Genomic DNA, 14,718 nt, shown 5'->3' on the forward strand with positions numbered 1-14,718 from the left:
AAGCTGACAGCGCTGAGTAGGGCAAGATTTCTGAAGATGCCACGCTCTGAGACAATTACATCCAGTAATTCACCCCTAGACATCTTAATTAAACTAGAGATTTCATCGTAGAAAATAACATAATAGTCCTTTTAATTACAATAACAATTGTATCATATTAATATTGAATAACTCGAATAATTTTCAAACAAAAAAATCCCAATAAGTGCAAGCGGTAGTAAATGTCTCGATGTGGCTGTTAATATAATTTATAAACTGTACCACTAGTTTCTTTATCGATACAACTCGAAAGACTGTGGATTCATCATTACTTAAAGTTTCTTCGAAATTCTGGATAGTATTAATGGACTCTTCAGAAACTTTTAATTGATGGTAAAAATCAGTTATTCTGGCAGAAATATTGTCAGGGATCCTTATGAGCTCATAACCAAGCTAGGACATTTTTGCATAAAAGTTTTCCTTTCAATTCGGATTTTGGAAAAAAGAACAGTATCTCGGAACAGTTAACTCATCAGCATTTTATCAACCTCTCTCTTGCAGCTTTTGAGTTTTATAACGAACTGTCTAGTTTCAAAGAAGTTTTTCTAAAATTATTTATATTATAAAAAAGGACTGATTAAATAAATCTCACAAGCAAAACACAGATTCAACTTATCTAACAAACAGGCCCATTAATTATAAAGAGAACATTATTTTTTTAAATCCTGTAAACATAATGTCGAAAGCCTTCTTTTCTGAACTTTCTCCAATTACGGGAGCAGTAATTGATTTAATTTCTAGCTGTAGTTTCTGTACAGGCATCTGATCAGCGGATTCCCTAACAAATCATCTTGTCTTTCTCTTTTCAATCACTCTTGCCAATCTTCTGGCTTCAAATAGCTTCGGTAACTCTCCTCTTCAAACAAGTCCCGTTGCTCGACGCCTTCTTTAGGATAATCTGTCACCAAACCAAGCGCCCCGGATTTCAGAAACTTAATCATCTCGTCCGGCTCATTTGCTGTCCAAACATAGGTCGGCAACCACGCCCGGCGAAACTCCATCAGATTCGTTCTTGTGGCCATCCATTCCTCAATCAGAACAAAATCAATATTCATAGTGTAGATAACAGTTGGATTTAAGTAACCAATATTACCAAAAATACAGTAACCACTCGTTGTATTCGGGTATTTCGTGTTCATCTCATCGACTAAGGAATAATCCAACGACAAGAAAACAGCACTTTCCAAAACACCATATGTAGCCATCACTTTTGCCACTTCATCCACTAAATTCTTTGATTCGTTCTTATGTAATTTGAGTTCAACCGCTAACTGTATTTTTCCTTCTGTAAAGGCCAGTACGTCGTCTAACGTTGAGATTTTTCCCGTTAGACCGTTTTGCTTCAACTGTAATTTCCCAAGTTCTTCGGCCGTCAGCTCATGAACAAACTTGTTAACCCCAGCTAACCGTTCTAACGAATCATCATGAATCACCATGGGTACACCATCCTTAGATAAAAGGATATCAACCTCTGCATATTCAGCCTTGGCATCAATCGCGCCCTGAATCGCCTCAATTGTATTCTCCACGCCAGCAACACTTCCTCTATGTCCAATCACAATTGGTTCATGTAAATCTGCACCATCTTCTAGCGTCCGATAGGTAAACATGAACACTGAGGCTACGAATAATGCCGCTAAAATTACACGAGGAACTTTCTTTAAAAATAGTTTTCTTAAACTAGATTGAATTTTTTCAAATGAATAACTATCTTGTGGATTTTGCACAAACTCTTTCTTTTCATGACAGAAACCAAACGTCAGAAGCGCGATTAACAGCGGTGCAACTAACAATTGGCCAATTTGATAATAAAGATAAAAAAGAAAACAGCCAATGATTTGAAGGATACTACCACTTTGAAAAATCGTCCTATATTCGACGACCGATAGCGGTAAATAGAACGTTTCTGCCGCGAGTTCTGGAAGTCCTTTTAATAGCCCCCAGGCAAATAAGTAACCCACCACAAGCTTAAGAAAGAAAAAGACATTTCTTTTTATCGTCCTAACACTTGATTTATTGGCGGCTATTAACGAGGTTCGCTCCAAAACCATACTCGGGAGTATATAAAGACTTAGGAAAAAGCCCAGATAAATTAGGCTAAACACAAACAAAATCAAATATTCCCCATAATTACTTTTTGCCAACTCGCCTGTAATAAAGTTCGGTATCTTAAAAAATGGAAACAGCGAGCTTGTGTAGCCTAAATTGACAATCGGTAAAAAAAGAAAGACATACACAAATGTCAAGACCACGTTGAGCGGGCGAATCATCCTCTTAGACAATCGAAAGTTTTCTAATTGTCGTAAAATCAAGGCCTCACCTTTCATAAGCTTTTCCGCAGTGAACTCAATTAAAATCGAAAACTCGAAAAGACTAACCACTAGCACAAGCACAACTGACACACCCCCTGAAAGAAAGCCCACCGGTGTCAAAAAATATTCTAACATCTCATTATTAAATAACACTTGATACCCCGATGTATTCAACCCAATCCGGAAAATAAAATTGAGTAACGGCTGAATAAGAAACAACTGAATAAAATTAAACACTACGACAAAACTAACTAACTGAACAAACCAACCCTTGGTCGTTTTCTTTAACCCCCCAAAATCAAACATACGCCCCATTTACTTACCTACCCCATACTTTTTTAATTAAGTATCACACAAAGCCTTCAAGTTAGCAATACTCTCAATAGCCAAAAAATAACAAGAATCATTTATTTAAGAATCTCACTTGAGAGAACGTTTGAATGAAAAATGACAGCTTTCGGTTTTTGATTGTATTTGGTAGTGATTGGTGGATTATAGGCTAGCGTAACTTTTATCTAAACTCATTCGAAGACACTCTGCCGTAATTGTCTGCGCATTTTTATACATCTCGTATGGCGTCCCTTCAAAAACCAAAGTACCTCCTAGTTTTCCGCCGTCCGGACCAACATCTATGATCCAATCGGCTTGCTTAACTACATCTAAATTATGCTCTATAACGATAATAGAGTTTCCATTGTCAACTAGACTATTTAGTAAAGCCATTAAGTTATGAACGTCTGCTGAATGCAACCCTGTAGTGGGTTCATCCAAAATAATAATATTATTTTTTTGTCTAATTTTTTGAGCCAGCTTTATTCTTTGCCGTTCTCCACCTGACAAAGTGCTTAATGGCTGACCTAGTGAAATGTAGCTCAACCCGACATCTTTTAATATTTGCAGCTTACTGATTATTTTTTTATCTTCAAAATAGACTAATGCCTCATCTACTGTCAGATTCAATATCTCTACAATATTATGTCCTTTCACCTTATGCTTGGTTGCTTCACTACTATAGCGAGAACCCTTACAAGATTCACATGCCGTTATAACCGGATCCATGAAAACTAGTTCTGTTACTATTACTCCTTTCCCTCCACAACTTTTACAAGCACCTTTGGAATTAAAGCTAAATAAAGAAGCTTCTTGCCCTGTTTCACGAGAAAAAATAGTGCGGATGCCGTCAAAAAAATTTAAGAATGTCGCTGCTGTTGAGCGGCTTGTTGCAGTAATTGGCTTTTGGTTAATCCGAATTATTTTATCTTGATACTTTTTATATAAACACTCTGTAATTAATGAGCTTTTCCCTGAACCTGCAACCCCAGTAATGGCTACTAAAATACCTAAAGGAACTTGTACGTCCACATGTTTTAAATTATTCGTCGTTGCATCGATAACGGATAGCATGTCGCTAGATTTTCGAACATCTTTTTTTACCTTAACCTCTTTCTTCATAAAGTCGCCTGTAATTGTTTTCGATTCCAAGATCTCTTCAAAATTTCCTTGAAACACAATTTGACCACCAAATCTCCCTGCGTTTGGCCCAACATCAATAATTTCATCTGCAATTGCTATCACATCTTTATCATGTTCTACAACAAGCACTGTATTCCCCTTATCCCTAATATCTAAAAGCAGGTTATTGATCTTACTGACATCTCTTGGATGCATCCCTGTACTCGGCTCGTCAAATATATAGGTCATGTCTGTCAATGTACTTCCCAAGTGCTTGATTAATTTAACTCGCTGTGCTTCTCCACCTGACAACGTCATTGTTTGTCTATTCAAACTGATATAAGGTAAGCCAATCTCAATCAACTTTTCTAATTGATTAGATATATCTTTCAAGAGAGAAGAAACTTTCCTGTTCTCTATCGAAGAAATTACGCTATACAATTCTGTGATTTCCATAGCTGCCATATCCGCTATCGAGTAATCTGAAATTTTAGAAAGTAATGCTGTTTTATTTAAACGCTTTCCCTTACACGCCGGGCATTCAATCGTAGAAAGTATTCTTTTACTTTTTTCTTGTGTACTTTTACTCAACTGCGAAATATCTCGATTCAGGTACGCTTTCGAAAATTTATTATATAGACCTTCAACTTTCGGATGCTTTTTCTTTCCGTCTTTTTTGATTGAACCATATAACAACAAGTTGTATTCTTCTTCGTTGTATAGACGAATCGGCTTATCATTATCAAAAAGATTAGACTCGGCATAAACTTTCCAATACCATGAGTTAACCGCATAAGAAGAGTCTAAGATTGCTCCCTCATTTAAGGATTTCGTTTTATCTAACAATAAATCCACATCTATATCAGTAATATTTCCAAGCCCCGAACAAGTAGGACACATGCCTTTTGGATCATTGAAGGAGAAACAAGACGCACTCTCTAATAAAGGCATGCCGATTCGAGCATATAGCAGTCTTAAACTCGTGTATAAATCACTTATAGTTCCAACTGTCGATCGAACATTTCCTCCTAAGGGTGTTTGGTCTATAATTACAACAGGTGTTAAATTATTCATAGCATCAACTTTAGGGCGTGCTTTTTGAGGAAGTTTAGCTCTTATAAATGCTGGATAAGTTTCATTCATTTGTCTCTGTGCTTCTGTTCCGATCCCATCAAAAACAATTGTTGATTTACCTGACCCTGAGACACCCGTAAATACCGTTAATCGTCTTTTTAAAATGTCCAAAGAGATATCTTTAATATTATGCTCTGATAGATTCCTAATCTCAATTTTATTCTCCATGCTCCTCACCATCCTAATTATAGTAATATTTCAGTACGTAATTAGGATTTTAGACTATGACATATTGTCAATGTCAATAGATGATTTCAAACTGTAGCTCTGTCACATAATTCCCATTATTTCTTTCATTTTGGGGTCCAAATACATACACGTGTTTACTTTTCCCTGTCGTAGTATACTGTTCGCTGTTGCTTAACCAACTATAAAATTCACAATAAGTATCTTCAATCTTTTCCATGCTCCCATAAATAGTCTTACAGGCTACTAGACAGTTATTATCCACCTGTTGAATAGTAATATCTTTTGTCCTTGGTATCTGACTCAAGTCCCTTTTAGTAACTAATTCAATGCAAACCTCAATTTCATTATGATTTAACTCATAGATAGAAAAATGATTTTTTGTAGTTTCAATATTATTTTCCCTGACAAATTCATTTAATTTATCCCATAGATCAGTCTCATCACTATAGTTTTTTACACTATCTCTGTAAGATATCACTGTAGAGGGGGGTAAGCTTTTTATTTTGAAAAAATGGCTTGAATTATTCCCAACAACACTCCTATTTTCTAGATAAATATCAATTTTTGCTACTTCCTTTTCGATAACCTCAATTTCACGCTTCAACTCTTCTTTTTTCTTTATTATTTCATTATTTAACTCAGCTTCTGGATAAGAAATCAGTTCCTTTATTTCTGGAAAACTAAATCTCAAATCTCTTAAAAACATAATTTTCTCTACTTTTAAAATATCGCTCTCCGAATAATATCTATATCCTGTTTGTTCATTTATATGTGAAGGGGTAAATAAATTTAACTTTTCATAGTACCGTAACATCCTTTTAGAAACCTTTAGCATTTTAGAAAACTCACTAATTAAATACATTCATATCACAGCCTTCTTCTCAGTTTTTGACTAACCTTATTCCTTATACCTTCATACTTTCTAGTAGACTTACTTGTAACCTTATTTATAGACTGACATCTGATTTATCTTATTATGACAATTATCAAAAAAATAACTCATACTGTATTTTTGTAGATTTATATTTTAACAGCATTCTGATGAACTTGCTTGCTTATTCAAAAAATCATTCTCACACAATGACTTTCCTACTAGATTCCAAACAAACATGTTATACTAACTCCTAGTGAACTTCACAGATAAGAAACCGTGATACATTTTATTTGTTTATGGTATTTTTTAAATAATTCAACGGACGTCCTAAAGCCGTTCTATCCTTTAAAGAAAGAGGTGATTCCATGAATTTTTATGATTGGATAAAAATTATGATCCCACCGTTTCCAGTTAAAGATGTTTTTTTCCCAGAGTAAATAATTAAACTAGGAGTTCTATCCATGGAAAAAAACATCGAAAAAAATCAAAAAATAAATTTAGCTCTACTTGTTTGTCTCGTCGGGTTTCCACAATTAAATGAAACAATCTATACACCCGCGCTCACGGACATCGCCGATAGTTATGCGGTCTCATTAAATACAGCGCAGATGACCCTAAGTATTTATTTTATCGCCTTTGCTTTAGGCGTGTTCTTTTGGGGCATCGGATCAGACTACTTTGGTCGAAGAAAAGCCATGAATTTAGGCATCATCGTCTATGTTCTAGGCTGTCTCCTGTGTGTTATCTCAAAAAATATTCAGTGGTTGTTTGTCAGTCGGTTTATTCAAGCATTTGGGGCTAGTACTGGATCCGTCACTACCCAAACCATTTTACGTGATAACTATGAAGGAAATCAACGCCATCAACTATTCGCCAAAATCTCAGCGGCCTTAGCTTTTTCACCCGCAATTGGCCCTTTAATCGGCGGATTTCTCGGCGAATTTTATGGCTTTCGCACGATTTTTATCTTTTTAGTCATCATGGGCATGATTTTACTATTTTGGAGTTTGAAAGGATTGCCCGAAACCTACAGTCCTACTGCCGAAAAAATACGGTTAAAACAAGTCTTGACGATTGGTAAACACATGCTCTGTGACCGATATACGATAGCCTTTGGAGTACTAATTGGCCTCTTTAATGGGCTCTTGTTTAGTTACCACTCCGAAGCCCCCACCATCTTTATTGAAACATTTGGTTTTACTCAAAGTCAATACGGTTTTATGGGCGGCATAGTTGCTACTGCAGCAATTTTAGGTGCTTTCCTCTCCAACCAATCGTTGAAAAAGAACGCACCCAAGTTAATTATTCAACATGGCATTCAGCTATCGTTTTTTGGTAGTTTAGTGCTCTGTCTGATTCCATTTGTACCGCTCTCTTTACCGATGCAAATATTTGTCTATGTAGTAGGCATCTTTATCCTTCTTACAGGAATCGGAATGGCATTGCCTAACTGCTTGAGCCTTGCTCTAGCCAATTTTTCTGAAGTTGCTGGTACAGCTGGAGCCTTCTTAAGTCTAGGTTATTATGTAATTGTCAGTCTCTGCACATTTTTAATTAGCCTCTTTCATAACGGCTCACTGCTGGTATTTCCAATATTCTGTATGATCCTTCTGCTGATTGCAATGGGCTGTGTTAAAGGGGAAAAGTGACAAAAAATGGAAAATAGCGATTCAAAGCGTGAATTTGAAATAAACGAGTTAACAAAACGACCTTTTATATTGCGATACCTCCTACCTCTGAAACTAAAATTGATAATCCAAGTGTAGGGGGTGAATCGTAATATAGCTTCCTTGACCGAAAAAATTGGGTATACTGATTTATACGTAGAGGAATTATGGTTGGGATGAATAACTATCGATGAAGGAATTTATCATGTCTTCCAAGACAGTTCATTCTCTACCTAACTTACCTATAACTTAATTAAAATTGAAGCGAAGAAAATAGCTTTATATGGAGGAAAAAGAAATGAAAAGTAAAAAGGTTGTTTTGGGAATCATACTTGTCATTGTCGTATTATGCGCAGGTGGTTATTACTGGTACTCTCAAATAAAAGTTCCTTATGATCAGGCTGTTAGTACTTTTAATAAGGCCGCAAAAGTAGTCACAGAAAAAAACACTACTTTAGATAAAGAAATCGAAAAAGGCCAAAAAATACTAGATGCCGGTGAAAAACCATTAGATGAAGGTACATTCACAGATTTACAAGTAGCAATCTCAACTGCTAAAGAAACAAAAAGAACAATCCCTAAGGTTCCTGATAAACTAGACAAAGTAAAAGATGAAACAAATAAATTACAAAAAGAACTAGATTATTCAAGTATCTCTTCTAAGTTAGAAGTCGCAATTACTAGCGCGAATAACAGTATCACACAATTAAAACAGGTAACCAATCCAAGTCAAGATTTTGTTATCCCTAAACTAAAAGAGATACAATCGATTGAAGATATATTGCCAGTTACCGAAGATAATGATCCTAACGGCAATCTGAATAAAGCGGGAGGTTACACATCCGCAATCTATTTTTCAAGTACATTTGTGGACCAAAGTATGGTTTCTGGTATGGATTTAATCAGTAAAGGTACCTTAGCGGGAGGATGCATTGAAGTTTATAAAACCGCTGAAGAAGCAACTAAAAGAAATGATTACCTAGCTACTTTTGATGGTGGAATACTCAGTACGGGTAGCCATACGGTCCTCGGAACGATTGTTGTCAGAACTTCTGACAACTTGACCGCGACAAATCAAAAGAATCTAGAAACGGAAATTGTAGCTAAACTAACAAGTATTTAATTTAGAAAATGATTACAGCCCCTCTTTAGCAAAGGAGCTGTAATTTTTTTCATTCAATAGATTATTTTTGATAACTAAAAGGCGGAAATTCATTGTTTGGTTACACATATAGTTCCTAACTTTTTCAATATACTAGGCTTCTACAAGATGCTCAATAAAAGATCTTGATTACCTATACAAAATCTCAATTTCTATGACAAATTATACTCATATAATTTGAAGTTAGTCCAACCAGTATCCTCATAGAACATTTCTTTTGAATCTATGTACCTGAAACCCAGACCTGTATACAGGTTTTCTGCCGGAATATTACCTTCTAAAACATCTAATCTGATGGCTTTTTGATTATTTTTCCTGGCATAATCAATTGCCTGATAAATCATTTGTTTCGCATAACCCTTTCCTTTAAACCTCGGATGAACCCCCAACATGTGAACAATGATTACCTCATGATTTTTTGCCTCTGTTGTCCATTCTACCTCTTGATATTCCTTATTGCAGGCGTGATTTAGAACCATCGCCGCTACAATTTCATTATTCTCTATTCCCAGCAATAATTCTTTTTCTTTAATGAACTGAATCAAAGACTCTTTCGAAGGATAAACATCTTTCTCCCAGCCAATTAAGCTATCCTTCTGCTCGATAATCGCGTAATACAAGGCTTCAACCAATGTATACTCTGATATAGCCGCTACTTTTATTTCCATATTTTATGTGCCTCCTTGTGTATTCGAGTTATTGCTAGAATCCCTGATAATTGCTTTGAACCTTTTTCTCACAATTAGTCGCTTCTCGCAGACCTGTTGTTCTCTCAAGTAAAGTTTAACACTTAATCAATAAAAGATTTTCGTTTATTCATGATATATTTAAATAAATGTAATTTCTTACATCGGGTATTGCCTTTTACAACAACAATCTGTACGTAAACAATATCATAGTCAAAAAACAGACTACAAGCACTATTTTTATAGGTCCTAAAATAAATACTTCTAAGGACAAAAAAAAATTAACATTAACTCGTATTAACTTCATCATAAGTTGACAAAAAAAGGCACTATCTCTTGCTCACAACTTTGAGCTTTCCAGATAGCGCCATTTTCTAATTTAAATAATAAAATTTCTAAGGTATTTCGCGCTCAATGTGACTGATTTTTTAACACGCTCATAACCTTCTTCAAAAGCTTTGTCTTCTATTTCAATACAAGTAAAGCCATTATAGCCAATGTCCGTTAAAGCTGAGACATATTTACCCCAGTCCACATCGCCCAATCCTGGTAACTTAGGACACATGTACTCTAGTGGAGTTGCCATTACACCAACGTCAGCTAACTTATTCTGGTAAACCTTAATGTCTTTGTAATGAACGTGAAAAATCTTATCCTTAAATTCATACAAAGGTTGAATATAATCAATGTTTTGCCATACAAAATGAGAGGGATCATAGTTAATACCAAAATTATCACTATCAATAATTTTAAAAATTTTCCGCCAATTACTAGGGCTTGTCATCAAATTTTGTCCCCCTGGCCACTCATCTTCAGTAAATAACATGGGACAATTTTCTATACCAATTTTGACACCTCTTTTTTCAGCATATTTAACAATCGGTGGCCATACCTTAACAACCTCTTCTAAATTTTCTGCCATATTTTTACTTGTCATTCTCCCAACGAATGTCGTCACTAAATTTACTTCAAGCAGTTTAGCTGCATCAATCAATGTATACAAATGATTAATTGCTTCTTGCCGTTTCTCCAGATTTTCATCTAAAGGGTTTGGATAATACGCTAACGCAGAAATCTCGACCTGTTTTTTTTTACAATAGCTTAAAATGGCTTGAGCTTTCTCATCTGTTAAATTTTTTGTATCAATATGTGAAACTCCTGCATAACGGCGCTCTACTTTCCCTTGTGGCCAACACGCGACTTCTACACATTCCAAACCATTCTCTGCAACGATATCAATCATTTCTTCAAAATTACTTTGGTCAAAAATTGCACTAACAATTCCGAGTTTCATAACATTACTCCTTTTCTATGACTATTCGTTAAACCAATCTAACTTCTATCATAAAAATATAGAAATCACTTGTTTCTTTGTGCTGTTTTTTCTTCAAAATCCCTCTGATAGTAGTTTTGCAAAGAGTATCCTTCACAAACTATAATTATTTCCTTATAACTATCCACCTGTCGATAGGATACTCTTAGCATGTAGTTTTTATTTTTACTGATTAGTAGACGGTAACCGACTTATTTTGACACTTTTGTCCAAGATTTAGTCTCTGCTGATTCAATGACCGCTTTCGTAACTAAATCCACTTGATAACCTTCTGCAAAAGAAGTCGAAGGTTGCTGACCACTTACGACTGACTTAACAAATTCATAAGCTTCAATCGTTTTTAATTCTCCATACCCAATGTTCATACCAGGAATGTTCCAAGTCACTTCTCCATAGAAATGCGCAGGTCCTGTGTAAATGGTCTTAAATCCTTTTCTGTCATCTGGATCATCAGCGAACATTACTTGAAGCTCGTTTAATCGCTCATAATTAAAGACTAATGATCCTTTTGTTCCATGCACTTCAACCGTGATAAAGTTATTTCTTCCCCATGCATTTCTTGTCGCTTCAATGCTACCAACAGCACCACTCTCAAAATTAACTAAGAAGGAGGCTTCATCATCCACATCCACAGCTTCTCTTTTCACATCACCGCTCAGTTTTACCGTACCTAATAAATCAACGCCGCCTTCTTGGACTGGACGTTCATTAATATAGGTTTTTACGGTAGAAACTACTTCGGTAATATTTCCTGCTAAATATTGAGAGATATCAATGACATGTGTAGCAATATCACCTAATGTTCCAGCGCCAGCAACGGCCTTTTCGAATCGCCATGATAATGGAGAATCCGGATCAGCTGACCAACTTTGCAAGTACTGTGCGCGAACATTCAGAATTTCTCCAATTGCTCCTTCATCAATGAATTTTTTCGCTAATACTAAAGCAGGAACTCTTCGATATTGATAAGCGCACATTGAGATAATCCCCTTTTTGGCTGCTTTTTCTGCAGCCTCACTCATCGCTTTTGCCTCTTGATGTGTGCTAGCAATCGGTTTTTCACAGTAGACATGTTTTCCTGCTTCTAAAGCAGCAATCGCAATTTCAGCATGAGAATTATTGGGTGTACAAACACTCACCACATCAATCTCGGGGTTGTTCACGACCTCTCTCCAATCCGTCACGTATTCTTCAAAACCAAAGCGATCACGCGCGTCTTTGGCAATCTCTTCTTCAATGTCACAAACAACTTTTAATACAGGAACTGCTGGTGCCGGCCAAAAGAACTTCGGCATATTCGAATAAGCTACAACGTGTGCTTTCCCCATAAATCCTGCGCCAACTAATCCAACATTAATTTTTTTAATCATACTTATTTCTCTCCTTCTACTTGTCTTATTTATTTTTTTTACTTGATAAGTTACTTAAGGCTACGGCAAACACAATAATCATCCCCTGAACAATAGTCTGTTGGGAAGAGCTCAATCCTGCTAAAATCAAAGCATTTTTAATAATCCCCATTAACAACGATCCAACCAATGCTCCGATAACAGAACCTGAACCACCATTCATTGCAGCACCACCTAGAACAACTGCTGCAATAACTGACATTTCATCCCCTTCGCCAAAAGAATAACGGCCAGATTGCATCCTTCCTGCATATAAAATTCCAGAAAATGCCGCAAAAGCACCTGACATGATGAAGACTTTTATTTTTATAAGATTGGTATTAATACCGCTATATTGTGCGGACAACTCATTTCCACCGGTAGCTAACGTGTGTCTTCCAAAAGGTGTTTTGTTAAAAACAAAAACACCCACAATATAAAATAAAATCGTCCATAGAATCAACACAGATATTCCACCCACACTTCCCACACCAAACACTGAATTAAAAAGATTGTTTTTGATTGGTACAGCAGCTGTGTTCGTTATCCACATGGCTGATCCTCGGATAATTTGCATCATTCCCAAGGTCGCTAGAAAGGCTGGGATTTTTAGAACAGTTACCAATAACCCATTCACGGCACCACTGACGATTCCAAAGGCTAACCCAACAATGATAGCCAAGGGAATTGAATTGGTACTCTGCAATACTAAAGACACACACATTGCCGTCATAGCAGCCACAGCTCCCACTGTTAAATCGATTTGCCCAGCTGCCAAAACAAAAGTTCCCGCGACTGCCATAATAGAAATCATCGAAGTCTGTCTTAGTATGTTTAATAAATTGTTAGCACTTAAAAAACCTTTATTTCCTAAAATTACTGAAAAAGCTAAGAAGACGATCACAAAAACGATATAAACCATATATTTGTTCCACTCTATACTTTTCAATCTGCTTTTACTTTTGGATGAATTATTTTCTAGATTAGCCTGCTTGGATTGCATGTTGTAGTTCCTCCTCACAAGAAATAGTTTCTCTTTTCATATCATTGATTATCTTTCCATCATAGAGAACCAATATTCGATCACACGCTGCTAATAATTCTGCAAGCTCTGAAGATACGAACACGACGCCGTTCCCTTCGTCTGCATAGTCTCGAATAATATTAATAATTTCCATTTTTGCTCCAATATCAACTCCCGCTGTTGGCTCATCTAAGAGCATCACTTTAGGATTGGTATTCAGCCACTTGGAAATTACCACCTTTTGTTGATTCCCACCAGACAACAAACTAATCTTTTTCTCGATACTAGAAGTTTTAATATTTAAACTTGAAACATTTTCTTTTGTCACTTTTTGAGATTTTTTTTCATTAATTACCCACTTAAAAAGGGATAACGTTTTCAAAATAGGTAGAATATTATTCTCCTTTACCGAATGTGACAATACCAAACCTTGCTTTCTCCTATCTTCAGGCACTAAACCAAAACCAGATTTTATCGCATCTCGTGTATTGTTGATAGAACACTTCTGACTATCAATATAGATTTCACCTGATTGTAGCGTTCTGATTCCAAATAATGTCTCCAGAATCTCGGTTCGTCCACTGCCCATCAACCCTGCAATACCAAGTATTTCTCCTTTTTTTACGTCAAAGGTTATCTCTGAAATTGTTTCATTAATCGATAAATTGTTTACTTTCAATATAGGGTCCTCACTTGAATACTCACGCTTTTTCCATTCAAATCCGGAAGAACTTTCCCCAACAAAGTAAGAAACAATCTCTTCTAGACGCAAGTTAGCAATTTTATCTGTTAATACATTCTTTCCGTCTTTTAATATAGTTATGGCGTCTGCAATATCCATAATTTCGTTCATTCGATGGGATATGTAGACCATCATGACTCCTTTTCCCTTCAACTCATTAATTAATTGGAAAAGTTTTCTTGTTTCACTATCTGATAAGGAGGCAGTTGGCTCATCGAATACCAAGATTTTCGCATTTTTAACAACCGCCTTAGCTATTTCAACCATCTGACTTAATCCAACGCTCAAAGTTTCTACTCTATCTTTGGGATCAATATCTATTCCCAAACTCAATAAGACATCTTTTGCCTTTTCATTCATTGTTTTCTCATCCAAAACAATCGACTTATGCAGTTCATTTCCAAGAAAAATATTCTCGGCGACTGTCATAGATTGGACTAAAGATAACTCTTGAAAAATCATTTCAATCCCATTTTTAGAGGCATCTTCCCGATTTTTAAAGCTGACTAACTGGCCTTCAATATAGATATCTCCACTATCTTTTGAATAAACTCCTGTCATGATTTTCATTAATGTGGACTTCCCCGCGCCATTTCCTCCAATGAGTGCGTGGACCTCACCTTTATGTAAACTAAAGTCCACTTCATTTAAGACCGTTGTCTCGCCAAATCGCTTTGAAATCCCTTCCATTTTCAAAATCGCATCACACATTAAGC

Annotated in this window: 10 protein-coding genes; 2 read left to right on the plus strand and 8 right to left on the minus strand. The window is 36.0% G+C overall.

From position 1 onward, the window contains the following. Positions 1-848: 848 nt before the first annotated feature. The 3 genes from IGI37_RS15415 to IGI37_RS15425 form a co-directional block, all read right to left on the minus strand. The gene (locus IGI37_RS15415) at positions 849-2,666 is read right to left on the minus strand and encodes a glycerophosphodiester phosphodiesterase family protein (RefSeq protein ID WP_438762948.1); all 1,818 of its coding nucleotides are present in this window, start codon (positions 2,664-2,666) and stop codon (positions 849-851) included. Positions 2,667-2,843: 177 nt separating this feature from the next. Next, a complete protein-coding gene (locus tag IGI37_RS15420; RefSeq protein ID WP_438762949.1) occupies positions 2,844-5,105 on the minus strand; it encodes an ATP-binding cassette domain-containing protein in 2,262 nt (753 codons plus the stop codon). A gap of 73 nt (positions 5,106-5,178) precedes the next feature. Continuing rightward, a complete protein-coding gene (locus tag IGI37_RS15425; RefSeq protein WP_438762950.1) occupies positions 5,179-5,988 on the minus strand; it encodes a MerR family transcriptional regulator in 810 nt (269 codons plus the stop codon). Positions 5,989-6,461: 473 nt separating this feature from the next. On the opposite strand from IGI37_RS15425, the gene IGI37_RS15430 reads away from it, so the two are divergent. Next, positions 6,462-7,649 (plus strand): multidrug effflux MFS transporter, encoded by a 1,188-nt coding sequence (locus IGI37_RS15430; protein ID WP_438762951.1) that lies wholly within the window; start codon positions 6,462-6,464, stop codon positions 7,647-7,649. Positions 7,650-7,965: 316 nt separating this feature from the next. Next, on the plus strand, positions 7,966-8,790 hold the full coding sequence (locus tag IGI37_RS15435) for an EbhA (RefSeq protein WP_438762952.1): 825 nt from the start codon (positions 7,966-7,968) through the stop codon (positions 8,788-8,790). Positions 8,791-8,981: 191 nt separating this feature from the next. Here IGI37_RS15435 and IGI37_RS15440 read toward each other — a convergent pair whose 3' ends face one another. The 5 genes from IGI37_RS15440 to IGI37_RS15460 all read right to left on the minus strand — a co-directional run bounded on the left by IGI37_RS15440 (position 8,982) and on the right by IGI37_RS15460 (position 14,713). Further along, positions 8,982-9,497 carry a GNAT family N-acetyltransferase gene (locus IGI37_RS15440; protein WP_438762953.1) on the minus strand — a complete coding sequence of 172 codons (516 nt, stop codon included), beginning with the start codon at positions 9,495-9,497 and terminating at the stop codon, positions 8,982-8,984. Positions 9,498-9,894: 397 nt separating this feature from the next. Continuing rightward, complete coding sequence (locus IGI37_RS15445; RefSeq protein ID WP_438762954.1) at positions 9,895-10,809, minus strand: sugar phosphate isomerase/epimerase family protein; 915 nt, start codon at positions 10,807-10,809, stop codon at positions 9,895-9,897. Between the two features lie 230 nt (positions 10,810-11,039). Beyond that, a complete protein-coding gene (locus tag IGI37_RS15450) occupies positions 11,040-12,218 on the minus strand; it encodes a Gfo/Idh/MocA family protein (RefSeq protein WP_438762955.1) in 1,179 nt (392 codons plus the stop codon). 25 nt (positions 12,219-12,243) lie between these two features. Beyond that, positions 12,244-13,158: an ABC transporter permease gene (locus IGI37_RS15455; RefSeq protein ID WP_438762956.1), complete on the minus strand. Its 915-nt coding sequence runs from the start codon at positions 13,156-13,158 to the stop codon at positions 12,244-12,246. A gap of 61 nt (positions 13,159-13,219) precedes the next feature. After that, positions 13,220-14,713 (minus strand): sugar ABC transporter ATP-binding protein, encoded by a 1,494-nt coding sequence (locus IGI37_RS15460; RefSeq protein ID WP_438762957.1) that lies wholly within the window; start codon positions 14,711-14,713, stop codon positions 13,220-13,222. Between the last annotated feature and the right edge of the window lie 5 nt (positions 14,714-14,718).

This window comes from Enterococcus sp. AZ194, assembly GCF_051713825.1.
Lineage (GTDB): Bacteria > Bacillota > Bacilli > Lactobacillales > Enterococcaceae > Enterococcus_K.

Bases quoted from the DNA above. Each gene is read 5' to 3' on its own strand.
- IGI37_RS15435 (WP_438762952.1), top strand. From the start codon at position 7,966: ATGAAAAGTAAAAAGGTTGTTTTGGGAATCATACTTGTCATTGTCGTA.
- IGI37_RS15440 (WP_438762953.1), bottom strand. From the start codon at position 9,497: ATGGAAATAAAAGTAGCGGCTATATCAGAGTATACATTGGTTGAAGCC.
- IGI37_RS15420 (WP_438762949.1), bottom strand. From the start codon at position 5,105: ATGGAGAATAAAATTGAGATTAGGAATCTATCAGAGCATAATATTAAA.
- IGI37_RS15445 (WP_438762954.1), bottom strand. From the start codon at position 10,809: ATGAAACTCGGAATTGTTAGTGCAATTTTTGACCAAAGTAATTTTGAA.
- IGI37_RS15430 (WP_438762951.1), top strand. From the start codon at position 6,462: ATGGAAAAAAACATCGAAAAAAATCAAAAAATAAATTTAGCTCTACTT.
- IGI37_RS15455 (WP_438762956.1), bottom strand. From the start codon at position 13,158: ATGGTTTATATCGTTTTTGTGATCGTCTTCTTAGCTTTTTCAGTAATT.
- IGI37_RS15460 (WP_438762957.1), bottom strand. From the start codon at position 14,713: ATGTGTGATGCGATTTTGAAAATGGAAGGGATTTCAAAGCGATTTGGC.
- IGI37_RS15425 (WP_438762950.1), bottom strand. From the start codon at position 5,988: ATGTATTTAATTAGTGAGTTTTCTAAAATGCTAAAGGTTTCTAAAAGG.
- IGI37_RS15450 (WP_438762955.1), bottom strand. From the start codon at position 12,218: ATGATTAAAAAAATTAATGTTGGATTAGTTGGCGCAGGATTTATGGGG.
- IGI37_RS15415 (WP_438762948.1), bottom strand. From the start codon at position 2,666: ATGGGGCGTATGTTTGATTTTGGGGGGTTAAAGAAAACGACCAAGGGT.